A 20,155-nucleotide genomic window follows, 5' to 3' on the forward strand; every position below is an offset into this window, starting at 1 on the left:
GGCGTGGCTGCCCTGACGGCGTCCGGCCTGAACCGGCCTCCCCCGGCGCCCGGTTCCCCGTACCACGCCCCCGGGGGCACGCTCGGTGCGCCACCCCCCATGGTGCGCCCCGGGCCCGCCGCCCGCCATTCGGCCCCCGGCAGGGGCCGGACGGCGGGCCCGACCCTACGACCGGGCGGAGGCCCGTGCTCCGGCCCCGGCGGCCGGCCCGGACCGGCCGCCGGGCGGGCCTCCCTGCGCCGGCAGACTCACCCGGAGCCGCCGCGGCCCGGACAGCACGTGCACCAGCCCGAACCCGGCGCCGACGACCGCCGCGCCGCCGACCGCGTCCAGCACCCAGTGGTTGGCCGTCGCGACGATCGCGCACACCGTGATCAGCGGGTGCAGCGCCCCCAGCAGCTTCTGCCAGGCCTTCGGCGCCAGGGCGACGACCACGATCCCGCACCACAGCGACCAGCCGAAGTGCAGCGACGGCATCGCCGCGTACTGGTTGGAGATGGCCGTCATCGCCCCGTACTGCGGGTTGGCGAGGTCCTGCGGCCCGTGCACCGTGTCGACGAAGCCCATGCCGGGCATCAGGCGCGGCGGAGCCAGCGGGTACAGCCAGAACCCGGCGAGGGCCAGGACGGTCGCCAGCCCCAGCGAGGCGCGCGCCCACCGGTAGTCGCCGGGCCGGCGCCAGTACAGCACGCCCAGGATCGACAGCGGCACCACGAAGTGGAACGACGTGTAGTAGAAGTTGAAGAACCCTTCCAGCCACGGCGTCGCCACCACCGCCTGGTTGACGGCGTGTTCGATGTCGATGCCGAGCACCCGCTCGACGGCGTGGATCTGCCCGCCGTTCTCCTCCGCGACACTGCGGGAGGCGGGCGCGGCGGCCCGGATGTGCGAGTAGATCGAGTACCCGACCCGTATCAGCAGCAGCTCCAGCAGCAGGTTCGGCCGGGTCAGCACCCGCCGCCAGAACGGCAGGAGCGGGATCCGCGACCAGCGCGCCGCCGCCGGGCGCCCGTACTCCGTCGGCACCGGCGTCCGCCAGTACGGGGAGCTGCGCGGCAGGAACGGCACGGCGCAGGCCGCCGCGAGCGCAGCCAGCAGCAGCACGTTGTCCCGTACGGGCGCCAGCGCGGCCATGTTCGGCAGCAGCACCGCACTCGGCAGCGTCGTCGCCAGGACCACCGCGACGGGCCACACCCGCCGGTCGGCGGCCCGCGCCCCGACCCGGCCCGCCACCGCCAGCAGCACCCACAGCAGCTGGTGCCGCCACCCCGTCGGCGCCACCGCGACGGCGACGCACCCGGTGACGGCGGCCGCGAGCAGCACCTGCCCGTCGCGGGCGTACCGCACGGCGCGCCGCAGCCCCGCCCAGACGACCGCGGCGGCGAGCAGCGCGTACAGCACGGCCTCGCCGGGCCCGGACAGGCCGAGCCGCAGCAGCGCCCCGTGCACGGACTGGTTGGCGAGCGCGTCGGGCGCGCCGCCGAGGCCCGTGCCGGCCAGGTGGTGCGCCCAGTACGCCCAGGAGTCGCGCGGCAGGGCCGCCCAGGACAGGGCGGTGGCCGCGGCGAACGTCGCGGCGGCCGCACCGGCGGCGGGGCGGCGGCCGGTCCGCCACAGCAGCGGGGCGAACAGCAGCAGGGCCGGCTGGAGGGCCGCGGCGAGCCCGACGAGGAACCCGGCCGGCCGGTCGGAGGGCACCCGGAACAGCGCCAGGAGGACCAGCAGCACGGGCAGGGCGGGCAGCACCAGCACCGCGCCCCGGCCGGACGCGGCGGCCTCGCGGACGGGCAGCGAGACCATCATCAGTCCGACCAGCACGGGCGCGGCGAGGAGGGCGGTGCGCCGCGGGACGGGGTCGGGCAGGCCGCGCGCGGCGACCAGCGCGACGGCGGCGACGGTCAGCAGCGATGCGCAGGTCCACAGGACGCCGACGGAGGGCGGCGGGGCGAGGCCGAGGAACGGCTTCAGGACCAGGGCGGCGAACGGCGTGCCGGTGAACCGGTCGGGGTCGTGGAGGACGTGCGGGATGTACAGGGCGCCCGGGTCGTACGGGGAGTACGGGGGGTAGGGGGAGCCGAGCGGCCACGGGCCGGACGGGGCGCGCAGCACGGCGGCGGCCTGCCGGAGGGCGAGCACGCCGGCGAGCGCCCAGAGGAGGAGGCGCACGGCGGCGAGCCGCGCGTCGGCGCCTGCAGCCGCCGAGGCGGCGGCTGCGGCAGCGGATGCGCCCGCGTGCCCGCCTGCGCTTATGACCCCGGCATGCCCGTTGGCACCGCTGTGCTCCGCCGCGTTCGCCACGCCTCGCAGGCCTCCCGCCCTCAGATGCGCGGGCCCCGGTCCGGCCTGGCCGCCGCGCTTGATTTTCCGGGGACGACGATATCCCCCGCCGGGTACCTAGGATGGCGGTCATGAGCATCGTGAAGATCAACGTCCTGACCGTGCCGGCCGAGCAGCGCGAGGTCCTGGAGCAGCGGTTCGCGTCGCGGGCCGGGGCCGTGGAGGGTTCCGACGGATTCGAGTGGTTCGAACTGCTGCGTCCGGTGGAGGGCACGGACCAGTACCTGGTCTACACGCGCTGGCGTTCGGAGGAGGACTTCCAGGCGTGGATGGAGGGGCCGATGAAGGCCGCGCACCAGGGCGGTGGCGGCGGCGCGGGTGCGGGCGGCGCGGGTGAGCGTCCGAAGCCGGCGGCTTCGGCGTCGACGGTGTGGTCGTTCGAGGTCGTCCAGCAGGCGGGGCCGAAGGCCGGCGCCGGGGCCGGGGCCGAGGCCGACGCCGACCGGTAGGCCCCGGCCTCGGGTCCGGGCTCGGCCCCGGCCCCCGCCCCGGCTTCGGCCCCGGACCCGGCCTCGGACCCGGCCCCGGCCCCCGGCGTGCCGGACGTCACCGCCAGAAGGCGTCCTCCTCGTCGATGTCCTGGGTGCACTCGTCGATGTCGGTGATCTTCCCGCCGACGATGGTGAAGAAGAGCCCCTGCTGCACCTCCAGGCCGCGGTCGCCGCGGTCGCCGTAGAAGGTGTGGACGGCCATCACGTGGCCGCGTCCGTCCACGAGCACCGAGTGCACTTCGACCCGTGCCGTGCCGCCGGTCTCCTCGCCGATCCGGCGGTACAGGTCGAGGACGGCCTCGCGGCCCTTGTGGTGGCCGGACAGCGGGTTGCTGCCGGGCACGTGGTGGATGACGTCCGCGGTCATCAGGGCGCCCAGGGCCTGCATGTCGCCCTTGCCGAAGGCTTCGTAGCCGCGGCGGACGAGGGCAGCGTCAGGGTGTTCGGACATGGCGTTCCCGCCCTCCCGTTGATGTGATTGAACCCTTTTCCCATCATCGGCCCGCCCCTGTGGATATTCCACGCGTCGCCCGCCGCCCCTCCCCGACACTGGCTCCATGACCACCCACACGACGACATCCCCGCCCCCACCGGCCGCCTCGATCCGCCCCGCCCCGCAACCGGCGGCCGCAACCCGTGGCCGGCGAATACAGGACACGGGCGGTGCTCAGCGGGCGGCGTGATCGCGCCGCGGCTCGGCGTCGTAGGGCTCCTCGGCGTCCGATCCGCACAGCTCGGCGTTGATCTCCCGGACGAGTTCGGTCAGGTCGGTGGGCCGGTCCGGCCCCCACCAGTCGCCGAGCAGTTCGGCGAGGGACTCCTCGCGGGCGCGGGAGAGCCGGTTCGCCTGTTCCCGGCCGAGGGCGGTCGGGACCAGTTCCAGCCCGTCCCGCACGGCGAGCCGGCGCTCCTCCAGCTGGCGGGCCGCATCCGTGATGACCTTGATCGGGATGGCGGTGCGCTCCGCGAGGACCGCGGGCCCGGTGGCCCCGTACTTGGTCATCCGCAGCAGCATCCAGCTCGCGGCGGGCAGCAGGTCCAGCCCGGCGCGCGCGGTGATCTTCTCGTAGACGCCGCGGCGGCCCTCGCGGGTCCCGAGGACGGTAAGGGCGCGGGCGACCTCGTCGTGGGACGAGCGGTGGACGGGGTTGGAGGCGAGCGTCTCGGTGACGTCGGGCGCGGTCACAGAGCCCCGGAGTACGTCCTCCCTGAGGAAGAGGGAGATGACGAACGCGAGGAGGACGACGGGCACGGCGTAGAGGAACACGTCCGTGATGGAGGCGGCGTACGCGTCGAGGGCGCGCGGCTGGAGGTCGGCGGGCAGGGCGGCGATCGCCCGGGGGTCTGCTTCGACCTGCGCGGCCGTCCCCGGCGGCAGTGACTGGCCGGCGAAGGCGGTGGTCAGTTTGCCGTCGAGCCGGTTGACGAAGACCGTGCCGAAGATCGCCACGCCGAAGGAGGCGCCGATGGACCGGAAGAAGGTGGCTCCGGAGGTGGCGACCCCGAGGTCGGCGTAGCTGACGGCGTTCTGCACGGCCAGGACCAGCACCTGCATGACGAGGCCGAGCCCGAGGCCGAAGACGAAGAAGTACAGGCTCATCTCCCAGGTTCCGCTCGTGCGGTGCATCTGGTGCAGGAGGACCAGGCCGACCGCGGTGACGGCGGTGCCCGCGACGGGGAAGACCTTCCACCGGCCTGTGCGGGAGACGATCTGCCCGGAGCCGGTGGAGGCGATCAGCATGCCGAGGACCATCGGCAGCATGTGGACGCCGGACATGGTCGGGGAGACGCCTTGGACGACCTGCAGGAACGTGGGCAGGTAGACCATCGCGCCGAACATGGCGAAACCGACGATGAAGCTGATCACCGAGCACAGGGTGAAGGTGCGGATCCGGAAGAGGCCCAGCGGCAGCACGGGTTCGGCGGCTTTCCGCTCGACGAACACGAACACGACGAGGAGCACGGCGCCGAGGACGTCCAGCCCGATGATCCGCGCCGAGCCCCAGCCCCAGGTGCCGCCGAGGGAGGCGATCAGCACGAGGCAGGTGGCAACGCAGGCGATGAGGAAGGTGCCGAGGTAGTCGATGCGGTGCGGCTCGCGGCGCACCGGGATGTGCAGGGCGGCCGCGATGACCGCGAGCGCGACGAGTCCGACGGGGAGGTTGATGTAGAACACCCAGCGCCAGGACAGCTGGTCGACGAACAGGCCGCCGAGGAGCGGGCCGAGGACGCTCGTCGCACCGAACACGGCACCGAAGAGGCCCTGGTAGCGGCCGCGTTCCCGCGGGGGGACGATGTCGCCGACGATCGCCATGGACAGCACGATCAGACCGCCGCCGCCCAGGCCCTGGAGGGCGCGGAATCCGATCAGCTGGGGCATGTCCTGGGCGAGCCCGCACAGCGCGGACCCGATCAGGAAGATGACGATGGCCGTCTGGAAGAGCTTCTTGCGCCCGTACTGGTCGCCGAGCTTCCCCCACAGGGGTGTGGCGGCGGTGGCGGCGAGCATGTAGGCGGTGACCACCCACGACAGGTGGTCCATGCCGCCGAGCTCGCTGACGATCGTCGGCAGGGCGGTCGAGACGATCGTCTGGTCGAGTGCGGCGAGCAGCAGGCCCAGCATCAGTGCGCCGATGGGGACGAGCACCCCGCGGGAGGCGTGCTCGGCTGCGGGTCCCTTGCCGCCCGGTCCGGTGTGGGGGTCGCGGGAGCCCGACGTCACTTCCTGGGACATCCGTTCCTCCTCAGGCCGATCAACATCTCCATCCTGAGCGGTGTGTCCGGTTATGGCCTCTCGGGAGGGTTGGGCGGGCTGGAAAGGGTCTGCATAATCGCAGGCAATGCCCAGGGAGGGAGTCCAGTGAGCGCTGAGCGCTGTCCAGATTGCGACGCTGCGGGCGTCGACTGCGGGTGTGCGCCCGGCGCGGGTGGGGGCGGTTTCGAGCCACTGAGGGTCCGCCCGTACGTGACACTGCCCCACCCGGGCGACCCCTCGGCCCACGGCCCGCAGCCGCCACGCCCTGCGCAGCCGCCGGTGCACGGCGTCATGGCCGAACCCGCCCCACCGCACACGCCCCCGCCCGGGCCCGGCCCGGAGGCGGCGACCCCGGCGTACGGCACACCCGTATGGCCGGACACCCCGCCGCAGGCGTACTGGCCGGCCGAAACGGCCCCCCTGCCGCCGGTCCCGCCGGCACCGGTGCAGGACCTCGGCCTGCTCGCACAACCGCACGCCAAGGGGCAAAGGGGAAGGGACGGGGGAGGGGGCGGGGCCCCCGGGGGCAAGCGCACGGGCGGCGGCTCCCGGCGCCGCCGGTTTCCGACGGTCCTGGCGGGCACCGGCACGGTGGTCGCCGTCGGCACGGTGGCGCTGGCGATGGGCATGCTGTCGCGTTCCGTCGAGAGCGACACGGTCCTCCTGGACGCCAAGCCCTCGGCGCCCGCCGCGAGCGTCCTCCCGACGACCCCGGCGGAGTCGGCGTCCCCCTCGGCCGCTCCCACCAGGCCGGCTTCGCGCTCGGCGTCCCCGTCCGCGTCGAAGTCGACGTCCGCGTCGCCCACCGCGTCGGCTCCGTCGACCGCCGCCGCAGCTCCGGCCGCACCGCCCGCCACGGCGAGCCCGAGCCGTTCGGCGACCGGCTCCCCGTCCCCGTCGAAGGCACCCACCCTCCGCCAGGGCGACTCGGGCCCGGAGGTGGAGAGGATGCAGCGCCTGCTGGCGGCCGACGGCGTGTACGGCGGCAGGATCACCGGCCGGTTCGACAACCGGACGAAGGAAGCCGTCGCGGAATTCCAGTGGCGGAACGAGATCTACACCGACGGCTACGGCGTCTACGGCCCCGCCACCCGCAAGGCCCTGGAACGCACCGCCTGACACCTCCGAAACCGAAGCCCGGTCGGCGGCGGGCGCCCGCCCCTGCCTCCGCCGCGGCGCAGCCCGGCCGGCGTCGCCGCAGGACGTCCCGCACGCCGCCGTCGCCCCGGACTCGACGGCCCACACCGCACGGCCGGGCGCGGCGTCGTCGAGCGCTGGTTCCGCAAGCGCAGCAGGGCGCAAGTCGGGCCACCCGATACGGCTGCCGCCCGCCCGCACACGGTGCACCCCGGACTCGCGGTCTCCGGCATGCCCGCCCCGGAGCCCCCAGCCGCTCCTCCGCCCGTCCGCGACCGGCGGCCGCCGTCTGCCCGCGCGCGGGGCCGGGGCACACCCACCCCGGCCCACCTCCGGTCGCCTCACGGGCCCGGGTTTCAGCACATCCGGAGGCCGAGTGGCGAACACGCCCCCATGTTTTGTATCGTGTAGGAACAAAGTGGTTCCGTCCGCATTCCCTGACCGGTGGACGGAACCGCTTGTTTTCTTTCTCCCGCCCGTCTGGAGCCCCGCCGATGCCGGCCAGCACCACCACCGCCCCCGCCGTCCTCACCGCCAAGGCCCTCCTCCTGGACATGGACGGCACCCTGGTCAACTCGGACGCCGTGGTCGAGCGCTGCTGGCGGGAGTGGGCCGTCTCGCACGGCCTCGATCCGGAGGAGGCCCTCAAGGTGGTCCACGGCCGCCAGGGCTACGCCACCATGGCGATCCTGCTGCCCGACCGCCCGATGGAGCTCAACCACGCCGAGAACGCGGTGATGCTGGCCCGCGAGACCGCCGACACCGACGGCGTCGTCCCGATCGGCGGGGCTCCGGAGTTCATGCGGGCCATCGCCGGGCTGCCGCACGCCCTGGTCACCTCCGCCGACGCCGCCCTCGCCTCGGCCCGGATGGGAGCCGCCCGGCTGCCGCTGCCCGAGGTGCGCGTCACCGCCGAGTGCGTCGAGGCCAGCAAGCCGCACCCCGAGGGGTTCCTGAAGGGCGCCGCGGAGCTGGGCGTCGACCCCGCCGACTGCATCGTCTTCGAGGACTCCGCCGCCGGCATAGCCGCGGGCAGGGCCGCCGGCATGCGCGTGGTCGGCATCGGCCCGCGCGCCGCCGAGCACGGCCCCACGGCGCACGTCCCCGACCTGACCTCCGTCGAGGTGACCACCGCCCCCGACGGCTCGATCCACCTCACGCTCACCCCCGCCGCCTGACCCGCACCCGGCAGCCACGCCTGCCGCGCGGGGCGAGCCTCCTCCCCCGGACGCACCACCGGCCCCCGGCCCCCGTAGGCACGTACGCCGACGGGGGCCGTGCGGCGCACCGCGGGCTCAGCCGACGACGGCCTCGTACAGGGAGAACCCGCCCAGGGCGATCATCACGGCAGCCGCGATCTTCGTGATGAGGCGCAGGGGGACGTACTTCATGAGGGTCCGGCCGCCGAGGATGCCGATGCCGGCGACCGCCCAGAGGGCCAGTACGGCGCCGATGCCGACGGAGAGCGGGTTGTCGTAACGGGCGGCGAGGTTGGCGGTCATGATCTGCGTGAGGTCGCCGAACTCGGCGACGAGGATCAGCATGAACCCGGCGCCGGACACCTTCCAGAAGGACTGGTCGGCGGGCGGCTTGACGTCCTCTTCCCCGTCGTCCTTCTTCAGCAGCAGCATCGCCGCGCCGGCGAGGAAGAGCACGCCGACGACCGCCTGGACGAGCCGGTGCGGCAGCAGGGTGAGGACGCTGCCGGCGGCGATGGCGAGCGCGACGTGCACGGCGAAGGCGGCGGCGACTCCGGCGAAGACGTACGAGGCGCGGTAGCGGGTGCCGAGGACCAGGCCGGCGAGGGCCGTCTTGTCGGGCAGTTCGGCGAGGAAGACCACGCCGAAGGCGATGGCCGTGACGGCGATGCTGAAGTCGGTGCTGAACACGGGGCTGGGACCTCGATCGGTGGGCGGGCGGACGCCGCCGTTCCGAGAGACCTGGCGTGCTGTGTCAGGGGTCGCTTCGGCTCGGCGGCGCCCTGACGGTGTTCGTTGCGCCCGTGGCGGTGCACGGGTGCGGTGAACGCGGACAGGACACTGCGGCCGAAGGTCTCGCTGGCCGGCCGCGGCGTGCGGCCTGCCTCCGGGCGCCGGCTGGGTGGCCCAGCAGTATGTCGACGGTCCGGCGAAGAGCTACTCCCCTTCTGCTCAGCCCAGGATACGCGACGACGGGGCCGCCGTGAGGAGGCGGGCGGCCGGGGGGCGGCCCGCGGACGACCGGGCGGGGCGGCCCGCCCGAGGCATACGGCCGGAGCCCCTGACGCTCCGGCCCACCCGCTCCTACACGCGGGGCTTCCGCCGCCCCCCAAGCACCGGAATCTCAACGTCCGCTTAATCCGGGGAAGTTACCCGCCCACAAGCCTGACGTGCACATGTCGCAAGCCGGTAACCTGGCGCCCGCCGTCACGCAATCCGGCACCGCCACCCTGGCCGCGGCCCCTTCCGCGGGGCCTTCCGGTCTCCACACCCCCCACCCAGGGAGCTCCCCCATGGCCCTTTCGGCCCGCATATCCCCCGTCTACGCGCGTCGCATTGGCGTGCTCGCGTCATCCGCTGCGCTCGCCTCCCTCGCGTCCCTCGTGAGCGCCCCCGCCGCGCACGCCGCCCCGCCCACCCCCATCAGCGCCTCCTCCGCCCGCGCCTACCTCGCCACCGTCACCCCCCGCGCCGAAGGCTCCCTCACCGGCTACAGCCGCTCGCTGTTCCCCCACTGGAGCACCGTCTCCGGCACCTGCAACACCCGCGAGACGGTCCTCAAGCGGGACGGCTCCGGCGTCGTCACCGACTCCTCCTGCGCCTCCGTCCGCGGCTCCTGGTTCTCCGAGTACGACGGCGCCACCTGGACCGCCGCCTCCGACATCGACATCGACCACGTCGTCCCGCTTGCCGAGGCCTGGCGCTCCGGGGCGTCCTCCTGGACCACCTCCCAGCGCCAGCAGTTCGCGAACGACCTCACCCGCCCGCAGCTCATCGCCGTCACCGACCACGTCAACCAGGCCAAGGGCGACAAGGACCCCTCCGACTGGATGCCCTCCCGCACCTCCTACCGCTGCACCTACGCCCGCATGTGGGTCCACGTGAAGCAGTACTGGGGCCTGGGCATGGACTCGGCGGAGAAGGCGGCCCTGGTCAACGAACTGAACGCCTGCTGACGACGGGCCGGCGGCGCCGCGCCCCGGCCACCCGCCGCCCGCCGGGACCATTTCCCCCGCCAGGGGGAGGCCCGCCGCCCCCTCCCCGTCGTACCGTGATCGCAGGGTCGTCAGGAGGGGGAGTTCGATGGCCACGCTGCGTCTGGGACCGCTGTTGCGCCACGTCGACTGGGAGACGGGCGGCTCGGCCACCCTGTGGGTCGAGGCCGACCGCCCGTGCAGGGCCGAGGTGCGCTGTGCCGACGGCGCGGGGGGCCGTGCGCGGACGTTCCAGATAGCCGGGCACCACTACGCGGTCGTCCCGGTGTCGGGCCTGACCCCGGGAACCACGACGGCGTACGAGGTCCTGCTGGACGGGGTGCGCGTGTGGCCCCTGCCCGACAGCGGCTTCCCGCCGAGCACGATCACGACGCCCGCCGTCGCCGGCCCCGGCCGGGCCGCTCCGCCCGTCCGCATCACGTTCGGCTCGTGCCGCCATGCGGCGCCGCCCGCCGACCGGCACGGGCCGCACGGCCCGGACGCGCTGGACACCCTCGCCGCGCGGCTCGCCGCCCACCCGGACGAGCCCCGGCCCGACGTCCTGCTGCTCCTCGGCGACCAGGTGTACGCCGACCAGCCGTCCCAGGAGACCCGCCAGTGGCTCGCGGCCCGCCGCGACCTGCGGGATCCGCCCGGCGCGCAGGTCGCGGACTACGAGGAGTACACGCGGCTGTACGACGAATCGTGGCGCGACCCGGAGATCCGCTGGCTCCTGTCCACCGTGCCCAGCCTCCACATGTTCGACGACCACGACGTCATAGACGACTGGAACACCAGCGCGGCCTGGCTCGCGGAGATGCGGGCGAAGCCGTGGTGGCGGGAGCGCGTGCTCAGCGGACTGATGTCGTACTGGGTGTACCAGCACCTGGGCAACCTCTCCCCTGGCGAGCTGGCCGCCGACCCGCTGTACGGTGCGGTGTGCTCCGCCCCGGACGGTACGGAGGCGCTGCGCGCCTTCGCCTCCGCGGCCGACTCCGACCCGGCGGCCGTGCGCTGGAGCTACCGCCGTGACTTCGGCCGGACCCGGCTGCTGATGGTGGACACGCGGGCCGCCCGGGTCCTGGAGGAGGACCGGCGGGCCATGCTGGATCCGACGGAGGAGCAGTGGCTGCGGGAGAACGCCCTCGCCGGCCACGGCGGCTTCGACCACCTGCTGATCGGCTCGTCGCTGCCCTGGCTGATACCACCCCTGATCCACGACGCCGAGGTGTGGGACGCCGCGCTGTGCCGCGGGGAGCGGGGGCCGCGCTGGGCGCGGGTCGGCGAGCGGCTGCGGCGGCTGGCCGACCTGGAGCACTGGGCGGCGTTCCCCGGATCGTTCGCCGCGCTCGGCGATCTGATCGAGGAGGTGGGGACGGGCCCGCGGGCGCCGGCGACCGTGGCGGTCCTCTCGGGGGACGTCCACCATGCGTATGTGGCCGAGCCCCGAATAGCCACGGCGGCGCGGGTGTTCCAGCTGACGTGCTCGCCGGTGCACAACTCGGTGCCCGGGGTCGTCAAGTGGGGCTTCCGGCTGGGTTGGTCGCGGCTGGGCCGCTGGCTGGGCCGGGGCCTGTCCCGGCACGGGCGGACGGGGCGGCCTCCGCTGGCCTGGCGGCGTACGGGCGGGCCGTGGTTCGGCAACCAGCTGATGACGTTGTCGCTTTCGGGCCGGGAGGCGCGGCTGCGCCTCGACCAGGCGCGCCGCCGGCGGGGTGGCCGCCGCGGCGGTCGGCGAGCGGCGCGGCTGGTGAGTGTGCTGGACCGGCGGCTGACACCGGGCGGTTGAGGCCGGACCCGCGCGCCGGACGGGCGGGTGCCGGGCGTACGCTGTATGGCTGTCAAGCCGCTCCTGCCGCTCCCCCGCGACGTCGCGGCGCCGTACGCCGTCGCACGCCAACCGGAGTGGGGAGTCCCGCTTGTTTGAGACGCTGGGGTCGCTGACCACGAGCCCGTGGATCTACGCCGTGGTGGCCTTGTCGGTGGTGCTGGACGTGTTCCTGCCGGTACTGCCGAGCGGCGTCCTGGTGATCACGGCGGCTGCGGCTGCGGCGGCGGCCGGCGCGGCCGGGCCGGTGCCGGTGCCGGAGCAGGTGCCGGACATCGCGGCGCTGCTGGTGATCGCCGCCACGGCGTCGGTGCTGGGTGACATGGCGGCCTTCCGGGTGGCCCGGCGCGGCGGCGGCCGGCTGGAGCGGGCCATCGCCCGCTCCCGCAGGCTGACGCTCGCCCAGGAGCGCCTCGGTGCGGCGCTGGCCCGCGGCGGCGGCGCCCTCGTCGTGATCGCCCGGTTCGCGCCCGCGGGCCGCTCGGTGGTCTCCCTCGGCGCCGGCAAGACCCACCGCAAGGTGACGGAGTTCCTGCCCTGGTCGGCCCTGGCCGGCCTGGCCTGGGCCGGCTACAGCGTCGCCCTGGGCTACTTCGGCACCCAGTGGCTGGGCGCGGCCTGGCTCGGCACCGCCGTGTCGGTGCTCGCCCTGTTCGCGGCGGGCGCCCTGGCCGGCTTCGTCATCCGCCGCCCGTCGCCGGCGGTATAGCGGCAGCGGGCGCCCGCACCTGTACGCCACGTACGTGCTCCTGTCCCCCGGACGGCGCACGGGCTCACCCGTTCACCCAGCCCGGATCGCCGTGTCCGGCGGTGGCTCCTAGCGTCGCAGGGAGGCGCACAGCCGAATTCCGCGTCACATCCGTGGCGGGGTCGCGCCGTTTCGAGGAGCCCCGAGGAGTTCTCTCCATGACCGCCAAGCTGCCGAACCGCCGCCTGCTGGGCCTCGCGGCCGCGACGCTCGCCGTGGCCGCCGCGACCGCCACTCCCGTCACCGCAGCCCCGTCCGTGACCTCACCGACCGCGTCGGTCTCCCCGACCAGTGCAGCCCCGGGCAGCCGCGTCAGCCTGACGCTCCGCGGCTGCGCGACGCGGGCGGCCAGAGCCACGTCCACCGCCTTCGGCGATGCCCGCCTCGCCCCGGCGACGGGCGACGGCACGGCCCTCTTCGGAGCGGCGACCGTCTACAACAACGCCTCGACGGGCGCGCACTCGGTCACCTTCGACTGCGGCGACGGCTCCCGGATCACGGTGTCCCTCCAGGTCACCTCGGGCGCGGCCCGTGGCGGCACCGGCGGCAGCATCGGCGGCGCCAACCCTGCCCTGATCGCCGTCGGCGGCACACTGGCCGCGAGCGCCCTCGGTGCGGGCGTCTGGGTCCTGCGCCGCCGCACCCGCACCACCTGAGGGCCGGCGGGGCGGCTACGCGGCCGGCGCCGCCGCCCCCCGTACCTGCAGCCCGTCGAGCAGGTCCCGCGTCGCCTCCGCGACGGCGTCCACGGCGGCGTCGAAGACGGCCTGGTTGTGCGCGGCGGGCGCCCGGAAGCCGGACACCTTACGCACGTACTGCAGCGCGGCGGCGCGGATCTCCTCCTCGGTGGCCTTCTCGGGGATGGCGGGCGGTCGCAGCGTCTTAATGGAACGGCACATACCCCCACTATCCGCTACCGGGACAGTTCCGCTCCGGACAATTTCACGATCAAGGCGGCCTGGAGCCGCGCCCGCACCTCGGGGTCGGCGACCTCGTCGAGCAGCCCGACCGCCTGCTGCATGGCGGCGGCCGCCCGCCGGTCCTCGCGCAGGGACGCGGTCTGTGCGGCCATGTGCCGCAGCGCGACGTCGGCCCGCCGGTGGAAGAGCTGCCCGATCAACGTGACGACCACCCCGACAGAGCAGGTCACGATCCCGAGGTAGAGATCCCCGGACGTCTCGGCCCGCCACACGGCGAGCGCCACCCCGAACAGCAGGATCGCGCCCCCCGCCCCGGCGAACCACTGACTGGTGACGAAACTGCTCCGCGCCTGCGCCAGCCCGTAGGCGTAGTACTCCACCAGCACGGACGTGAAATCCCCGTCCCCCCGGCGCCCACCCCGCGGGAGCGCTCCCACATCCGCATACTTGCCATCCGGCTCCCCCTCCCGCTCCCCCATCCCGGCAAGCAGCCGCTCCCGCTCAACCCCCCGCCACCGCTCAAGCCTCTCCCCGAACAACCCACCACCCCCACAACCGAATGCACGGACGCGCCGGGCTCCCGCTCACTCCTCGCAGCCGCGCTCCAACACCAGCCCGACCGAGCCGCCTTCCAACCCGTTGCCGTCCTCGAGGTGCAGGTGCGCCCCGTCGTGAACACCGTCGCCGGCGAGCACCAGAAGATGCCCGGCAAGCGTCCGCAGCCCGGCGGCATTCGCCTCGATGACGACCTCTCCTCCGAGGTCCCGCACCTCGATCCGCGCCGCGGCATCCCAGGAGAAGGCGAGCGCTGGGCCCCCGGTGCCGCCCACGGCAACGTGCGTGCTCTCCACCGGACCCGAACCGTTTCCCGAAGTCATGCCCCCATCCTGCCCGCCCCAACCAACCGCCCACCCGGCCTCACGAGCGTGCGTGGCGCGCGTAAAGGCCGTTGACCTGCCCGATCCAGAACTCCATCCTGGCCCTCTCCGAGGAACCCTTGGGCAGCAAGCCGAGCTGCTGCGCCAGCGCGTAGAAGCCGGGGCCGGCGTCGTTCGCCCCCAGGTAGTTCACGAGCGCAGAAACCATGAGCCTGCTCTTCGGGAAGTCCCGCTCCACCACCAGGCCGAGCAAGTGCCCCATCCCCGCCCGTTCCTCGGGCCGCTCGAAGTCAAAGCCCGGCAGTCCGGTACGCCGAGCCAGCACCGAGCTCATCTCGGTGTACGTGGTGATCCTCCGAAGCCGCGCCCTCTCCACGAGGAACACCAGTCCGGCCCCGGCCAGTTGCTCCCACTCATCCTCACTCCGCCCGTACACGTCCACCCCTCACCCCAGAGCCGATGCCGCCCGAGTATGCCGCTCCACCAGCCCACCGAAGGCGCCTTTCCCCAAACCACCCCCGAAGAAGGGAGCCTTCGTCGGAATGGGCGGCGACGGCGTGGCCACGGACATTCGCCAGGTGCTGCCAGATCACCCCGGCCCACGAGATGTACGAAGCCGAGCATCGTCCTGAGTGGGAGGTCACCCGCCGCTCGTCGAAGCTGTAGGAATCGACTTCCATGCTGTTCGCATCCGCCCGGCTGTCTGACGAGCAGATCGGGGAAGGTCCGGCCGGCCGAGCCCGACGCGGAATGCGGCCCCCAAGTGGCACGGCGCCTCCTCGCAGCCTCCCGCCCCGAGAGCAAACAAGGCCCAGGTCCCGGTTCGCTACCGGTGACCTGGGCCTTTGTCTATCTACCTACTGGTGGGCGCGGGCCGACATAAGCTTCGTAAGTGCGCCCAACAGCGGCTGAGCACCCGGCGGCCCTGGCGATGAATGCCGTCCACGGTCCTCCGGAACTGCCTTTGTGCGCCGCCGTTGAGGTCAGCGGCGGATCTCAGATCAAGGGTTCAGCATCTGCTCGTCAGCCGCCTTGCGTGGCCGTGCAATGGCTTCTGCGGCGCGCCTGTCAGCTGCATGCTTTCGCTCGATGGAGGCCCGCAGCTCCTCAGGGGTCGGCCATGGCGCACGTCGATGGATCATGCGGTGACAGTTGGCGCATATGAGGGCAAGATCGCTTAGCTTGGTCCGCCCGTCGCCCGCTTCGTGCAACGGCACAACGTGATGGCACTCGATGTACCCAGCACCGCGATCGCCATAGACCTGCTCGAAGTCGAATCCACACGCCTCACACGCCAGCCGCCCACCGCGCTGAGTCACAGAAGCGATCTTCTTCTTCCGTAGGCTCTTGTTCCGCTCGCGGGCCTGGTGCCGACGCATGAGGAGTCGTCCCTCGGGAGCGCTATAGTCGTCGAACTCCTCGTCTTCGGTCGGCGCAAGGCTCTGCAGCTCGCCGGTCACGATGCCCTGCCGAATGAGTCGAGCGGCCTCGGTCATTTCGTCGGGCCGGGCAAGGAACTCCATCAGCACCGCAACATCGAGGGCGCCGCCGTTGGTGGGCTTGCCCTGGTACCCGGGATGTCGCGTGGCGATGTCGAACGTCTTGCGCGCCACTCCGTTCGGGTTGCGGAACTTCTCGTTGCGCTCCGCCTCGACGTGGAAGGGAAGCAGTTGGAGCAAGCCTGACAGCTCGACCACCCTGGCATCCTGAGCGTCCAGCCCCTTCCAGCCGTTCTCCATCACGAGCTGACAGGCAAGGATGATCTCGTCCCGGGCCCAGTCAGGATTCTTGACGGCTTTGACCTGGAAGCCTGCCCGTTTCAGCCACGCCGCGGCGTGCTCCTTGCCTCCGCTGAACTCATCAGGTCTGAGAGCTCGCCCCTGATCCCATTGATGCGCCACGCCGGCTATGGCTTTGGAGTCGTACTCCCGCCCCTCGTGCACCACAACGTACGAGCGAGCCTCGCCGAAGCCGTACTTCGCCAGGAACGCAACCTGTCCCAACTCGTCGTACTCTGCGATGGCCTTGAGCACGGACCCCTGTGTGATCGCTCCTCTGTGCATGGCGGCAGCGTACGGCTCACCACTGACGGTCACCTGGCACCTGACACCTGACGCAGCCTATGCCGGGCACCGTGCGCCTCGCCATGCGCCGTATGCCCTCTTGCGCGGCTCGCACTCAGCCTGCACGGTTTCGTTGAATGCTGCTCGGCACTCAGGTGCCACTAGGGGGAAGGGCGGTATGCCATGGCAACCGTGACAGGGTGGGCCGAGAAGACCTTCGGCGACGCCGCTGGCTCGTTGGCCGACTTAATCCCCGCCAGCTTGGTTCGAGCCCATGCCCGAGCCCGTAACGGCCACGAGGGCGTACAGACCCAGACCCTGGAGGCATACGGACACGGCTTGTACGCCGCGCAGTATGAGGAACTGGAAGTGGGCCTTGCCTCACTCCCTGCCGCCGCGCCTGTGCGCTTACAGGGACGAACGCTCATGATCCTTGGTGACCATGTGATCTATCCGCTCCGCTACGCGAAGAAAGACGTCCCCGTCACGGCGGCACGACTGCGACGCGCCACGGGGTTCCGAGCCGATCTGATACGCAGACACGGCCCCGAGCCCATGCAACAGGCCTTCGACTTGGGACTCGACGAGTTGGACGAGCAAGAGCCCCATCCCGACCTGGCCCTGCTGTCAGAGGACGTCAAGCTCGTGCTCGTCGCCTACGCCTGCTCGATGACTCAGGGCGTCATGCGCATCGAGTGGGGCTCCGCCGAACTGTGCCGCGAGAACCGTTACCTCATCTGGCACCACCACGAGCCACTTAGCCTACCGCCGCGGTGAGAAACACCCCATCTTGCCTGACCGCCACCCCCAGGATGGAACCAGTAAGTTAGGGGCACGCTGACCCGAGCCACCCCGGTAGCCGACCTGTCACTGTTGGTCGCCACCCCCTGAGCCCCTTCGCACGGCCCACAGACGGCCCAGCGGACAAGACTGCTCCGCAGCCTTACTAGTCTGCAACGGTCCCGCAAGGACAGCTAGACCGCGCACCTGACGCTAAGGTTTACAGGCAGCCAATCTTGCGCTAAATTCCTCGACGAAGCCGGAGCTTTCCGGCCTCCGAAGTTTCCGGCTTCGGGCTGATTGGTGTAATGGTGTGCGGATTCGCGCCGGTCGATTCGCACAAGAACACGCTCGCCTGGCGAGAATTCCTCGGTTCAATTCCGAGGTCGGCAGAGTCTATCAAGCCTGGTAGATTCTGCCGACTTCGGTAATTAAACCTTTAGGGGAGCCCGATGGATCGCGGCAAGCGCCATAGCGCACACGTACGCAACATGGAAGCCCTCGAAAAGTCTTTCGAGGTGGCTAGCCGCTCCTGCAAGGAATCCATCAGGCATGGAGAAAAGCACGAGGTTGAGGCACTAACGCGAACCTGTGCACTCCTCCTCGGTGCCACACTCGAAGATCGCCTAATGACGATCATCAGCTCACCCTATTTCCCGGAAGCAAGTGAGCAGCGCGTCATGCAGCAGCGGACCGTCCTCGACATGTGGAAGCAGGTGCTCGTCGAAGCTTTCGCAATCCGTTACAAAATACCTCGAACGAAGGTTCCTTCAAGCCTTCCCTACACCAGTGCAGCCCACTTCGCTGGCATGAAGTCAGTTCTTGACGTGTGGATGGAACCGCTAATCAATACCAGGAACTCCCTTGCCCACGGGCAATGGATTGTCGCCTTCAATGAACAGCGTGACAAGGTAAACAACGATCGAACCAAACGATTGAATGCACTGACCCTCTGGCATCTTCGCCTACAAAAGAACATGCTGAAGCATCTTGAGCGGCTAATTTTCGACCTGACGGCCACCCAGTACGCTTTCGAGCGAGATTTCGATAGGCATTGGGCGAACCTTAAGGCCGCTCAAACCAGAATTGCCATGGATAAGGCAGCGGATTGGGAGCTCCTCCTTCAGCGTCGGCACCAGAGGGGCAAGAGGCACATTAGGCGGAACTACCGTCGCCTCATTGACGCTGGCCTCATCTAAGTCGGCCACCACAACTAATTCCAGCTTCCATCCCGTCTGCCGTCGACCCACACACCGTGGAGCAGGCGCGGGTCCTGGCGTCCAGGTGGAGCGCGCCACTGTACGACGACATGGACGCCAGGACCCGTGTTGCTCGGCTCTGCTTGGGTCGACGGCAGAGGGGATGGAAGCCCCCATCTCCACCACGACGCCGTCGGCAGACGCCCACGGGCCCCTCCGTCCTGGAGCCTGAGCGCCCCCGCCGGAGGCATCGTCCTGGCCGGCACTTCCCGTACTCGCCCTGGCCCCAGCGTGGTTCCTCCCACCCATCAATCCAAGCGGTCAGCCGTGCGAACGGCGCCCGGGCTGGAGCGGGGCGGAGACAGGAGCGCAGGCCGGGTGACGGAACGCGCTCGCCGCGCCGTGCGCGGCGGGTGCCTTGATGGAGTAGGGAAACTTTCATCGCACTGCGTAGAGCTGGCGCCCGTCATGGCTTCGCACATGAGGCCCGTGTCCGTCCAGGGGTTCCAGGAGCCGGTTGGCGCAACCTCGCATTGCCGGGCTCCGACGGGAAAACGTCGGCCTGGAGCACCAGGAGATCCGGATCCGTACGCAGCGGCAGCGGGTCGGCGAGGAAGCGTACGAGGACGACCCCAATGGACGGCGTCGCCGGCAGACGCTCCCGCTCCCCCGGATCTGCGTCGCTCCCCTGCGCTGGCAGCGGCTACGGCAGGCCGCCGGAGAGAAGGACGCCGGGCTCCGGGTGGTTTGGCTGCACGACGCACGCCATGGCACCGCGACGCTGCTGACCGCCGCCGGCGTACCGCCCCGGGTCGTGATGGAGATCCTCGGGCACTCGCAGATCGCCGTCACCATGAACGTCTACACCCATGTCGTCCAGGACACGCAGCGCGAGGCCAGCGGACACCTGGACCGGCTACTGAGGAAGCGGGCGGCGCTCCCGATCCGCTCCCGTTGATGTCAGATCTGGATGCAAAAGGCCCCCCGCCAAGATCGGCGGGGGGCCTTTGTGCTGGTGGGCGCGGACGGTTTCGAACCGCCGACATCTGCTTTGTAAGAGCAGCGCTCTACCCCTGAGCTACGCACCCGTGGACGAGCCGACAGCCTACATGGCGGGCGCACCCCCCACGCAAACCCGTTCGCTGGGGGAGAATGGAGCGGGGCATGGCGGCGGCGGTACGGGAGAGGGATTGTGACGACGGCATCCCGGCGGTGGTTCGGCGGGCGGGGAGACAGTCGCAGGGCGGATGCCCAGGCGGCGAAGGATGCCGCGGCGGCGGCGTTCTACGAGCTGGACACCGCGCAGCGGGATCTGCGGATCTCGTTGGAGACCATTGCCGCCGGTGACGGTTCGCCCGCGGCGCGGCAGGCGGCCGAGGCGTTCGCCGCGCTGGGGCGGCGGATCGATGAGGCCAGCCATGTGTACATCGAGGCGGTCGACGCGCACGACCTGGACCGGCCCGCGCTGGACGGGGCCGTGGCCGGGCGGGCGCGGGACGAGCTGACGCGGGCACGCGACGGGCTCGTCCGGGTGAAGGACGAGCTGGACCGGTTCGCGCAGGGCATCCAGCCGCTGCTGGACCGGGCGGAGACGCAGTTGGCGCGGGTCGTGCCGGCGCGGGAGCGGGCGAAGGCGGCGCTGCTGGCGGCGAGCACGGCGTTGGACGAGGTCCGGGCCCGCGGAATGCGGGCGGACGAGTTCGCGGCGCGGCTGGCGGCGCTCGCGCCGGAGCTGACGCTGCTCAACCAGGGCGCGGCGCGGCACGGGGTGCAGGAGACGGTGCAGCGCGCGGACCGGATCCTGCGCGACGCCGAGGGGATACGGGTCGAGCTGGAGCGGCTGCCGG

Annotated in this window: 18 protein-coding genes, 1 tRNA gene and 2 pseudogenes; 11 read left to right on the forward strand and 10 right to left on the reverse strand. The window is 71.9% G+C overall.

All coding sequences use genetic code 11. The features are described from left to right. Positions 1–165: 165 nt before the first annotated feature. Entirely contained in the window at positions 166–2,298 is a 2,133-nt protein-coding gene (locus tag IE170_RS20320; RefSeq protein ID WP_189810834.1) for a phosphatase PAP2 family protein, read from the reverse strand. A 110-nt stretch (positions 2,299–2,408) separates the two neighbouring features. On the opposite strand from IE170_RS20320, the gene IE170_RS20325 reads away from it, so the two are divergent. Further along, positions 2,409–2,786, forward strand: coding sequence for an antibiotic biosynthesis monooxygenase family protein (locus IE170_RS20325; RefSeq protein WP_189810835.1), 378 nt, complete (start codon positions 2,409–2,411; stop codon positions 2,784–2,786). 97 nt (positions 2,787–2,883) lie between these two features. Here IE170_RS20325 and IE170_RS20330 read toward each other — a convergent pair whose 3' ends face one another. Both IE170_RS20330 and IE170_RS20335 read right to left on the reverse strand, forming a co-directional pair. Further along, complete coding sequence (locus IE170_RS20330) at positions 2,884–3,279, reverse strand: nuclear transport factor 2 family protein (RefSeq protein ID WP_189810836.1); 396 nt, start codon at positions 3,277–3,279, stop codon at positions 2,884–2,886. A gap of 216 nt (positions 3,280–3,495) precedes the next feature. After that, on the reverse strand, positions 3,496–5,562 hold the full coding sequence (locus IE170_RS20335) for an MDR family MFS transporter (RefSeq protein WP_189810837.1): 2,067 nt from the start codon (positions 5,560–5,562) through the stop codon (positions 3,496–3,498). A 312-nt stretch (positions 5,563–5,874) separates the two neighbouring features. Between IE170_RS20335 and IE170_RS20340 the strand changes: the two genes are divergently transcribed. Further along, positions 5,875–6,702, forward strand: coding sequence for a peptidoglycan-binding domain-containing protein (locus IE170_RS20340; protein ID WP_189810838.1), 828 nt, complete (start codon positions 5,875–5,877; stop codon positions 6,700–6,702). A 512-nt stretch (positions 6,703–7,214) separates the two neighbouring features. After that, complete coding sequence (locus IE170_RS20345; protein WP_189810839.1) at positions 7,215–7,898, forward strand: HAD-IA family hydrolase; 684 nt, start codon at positions 7,215–7,217, stop codon at positions 7,896–7,898. 117 nt (positions 7,899–8,015) lie between these two features. Here the strand turns inward: IE170_RS20345 and IE170_RS20350 are convergent, their stop codons facing one another. After that, positions 8,016–8,609 carry a TMEM165/GDT1 family protein gene (locus tag IE170_RS20350; RefSeq protein ID WP_125548304.1) on the reverse strand — a complete coding sequence of 198 codons (594 nt, stop codon included), beginning with the start codon at positions 8,607–8,609 and terminating at the stop codon, positions 8,016–8,018. 620 nt (positions 8,610–9,229) lie between these two features. Here IE170_RS20350 and IE170_RS20355 point away from each other — a divergent pair. The 4 genes from IE170_RS20355 to IE170_RS20370 all read left to right on the forward strand — a co-directional run bounded on the left by IE170_RS20355 (position 9,230) and on the right by IE170_RS20370 (position 13,124). Beyond that, positions 9,230–9,874, forward strand: coding sequence for an HNH endonuclease family protein (locus tag IE170_RS20355; RefSeq protein ID WP_189810913.1), 645 nt, complete (start codon positions 9,230–9,232; stop codon positions 9,872–9,874). A 127-nt stretch (positions 9,875–10,001) separates the two neighbouring features. Next, positions 10,002–11,681, forward strand: coding sequence for an alkaline phosphatase D family protein (locus IE170_RS20360; protein ID WP_189810840.1), 1,680 nt, complete (start codon positions 10,002–10,004; stop codon positions 11,679–11,681). A 130-nt stretch (positions 11,682–11,811) separates the two neighbouring features. Beyond that, positions 11,812–12,429 (forward strand): DedA family protein, encoded by a 618-nt coding sequence (locus IE170_RS20365; RefSeq protein WP_189810841.1) that lies wholly within the window; start codon positions 11,812–11,814, stop codon positions 12,427–12,429. A gap of 197 nt (positions 12,430–12,626) precedes the next feature. After that, positions 12,627–13,124, forward strand: a complete 498-nt coding sequence (locus IE170_RS20370; RefSeq protein ID WP_189810842.1) for a hypothetical protein — start codon at positions 12,627–12,629, stop codon at positions 13,122–13,124. 15 nt (positions 13,125–13,139) lie between these two features. Here the strand turns inward: IE170_RS20370 and IE170_RS20375 are convergent, their stop codons facing one another. The 5 genes from IE170_RS20375 to IE170_RS20395 form a co-directional block, all read right to left on the reverse strand. Continuing rightward, positions 13,140–13,367: a DUF2277 domain-containing protein gene (locus IE170_RS20375; protein WP_189810843.1), complete on the reverse strand. Its 228-nt coding sequence runs from the start codon at positions 13,365–13,367 to the stop codon at positions 13,140–13,142. Between the two features lie 14 nt (positions 13,368–13,381). Beyond that, positions 13,382–13,774, reverse strand: coding sequence for a TRADD-N-associated membrane domain-containing protein (locus tag IE170_RS20380; protein ID WP_223856507.1), 393 nt, complete (start codon positions 13,772–13,774; stop codon positions 13,382–13,384). Between the two features lie 198 nt (positions 13,775–13,972). After that, complete coding sequence (locus IE170_RS20385; RefSeq protein ID WP_189810845.1) at positions 13,973–14,266, reverse strand: Imm32 family immunity protein; 294 nt, start codon at positions 14,264–14,266, stop codon at positions 13,973–13,975. A gap of 40 nt (positions 14,267–14,306) precedes the next feature. Further along, positions 14,307–14,708, reverse strand: coding sequence for a hypothetical protein (locus IE170_RS20390; protein WP_189810846.1), 402 nt, complete (start codon positions 14,706–14,708; stop codon positions 14,307–14,309). Between the two features lie 559 nt (positions 14,709–15,267). Then, positions 15,268–16,329, reverse strand: a complete 1,062-nt coding sequence (locus tag IE170_RS20395; protein ID WP_189810847.1) for an HNH endonuclease — start codon at positions 16,327–16,329, stop codon at positions 15,268–15,270. A gap of 183 nt (positions 16,330–16,512) precedes the next feature. Here IE170_RS20395 and IE170_RS20400 point away from each other — a divergent pair, with 183 nt between their 5' ends. The 3 genes and pseudogenes from IE170_RS20400 to IE170_RS20410 all read left to right on the forward strand — a co-directional run. Beyond that, positions 16,513–17,106 carry a hypothetical protein gene (locus IE170_RS20400; protein ID WP_189810848.1) on the forward strand — a complete coding sequence of 198 codons (594 nt, stop codon included), beginning with the start codon at positions 16,513–16,515 and terminating at the stop codon, positions 17,104–17,106. 632 nt (positions 17,107–17,738) lie between these two features. Next, positions 17,739–18,308 (forward strand): hypothetical protein, encoded by a 570-nt coding sequence (locus IE170_RS20405; RefSeq protein ID WP_189810849.1) that lies wholly within the window; start codon positions 17,739–17,741, stop codon positions 18,306–18,308. 619 nt (positions 18,309–18,927) lie between these two features. Continuing rightward, positions 18,928–19,266 (forward strand): annotated as a pseudogene (locus IE170_RS20410) (tyrosine-type recombinase/integrase); the annotation flags it as partial. A 55-nt stretch (positions 19,267–19,321) separates the two neighbouring features. Here the strand turns inward: IE170_RS20410 and IE170_RS20415 are convergent. Next, positions 19,322–19,396, reverse strand: a tRNA-Val gene (locus tag IE170_RS20415). Positions 19,397–19,500: 104 nt separating this feature from the next. Here IE170_RS20415 and IE170_RS32780 point away from each other — a divergent pair. Then, positions 19,501–20,155, forward strand: a pseudogene (locus tag IE170_RS32780) (hypothetical protein); the annotation flags it as partial.

The organism is Streptomyces toxytricini (genome assembly GCF_014649915.1).
Lineage (GTDB): Bacteria > Actinomycetota > Actinomycetes > Streptomycetales > Streptomycetaceae > Streptomyces > Streptomyces toxytricini.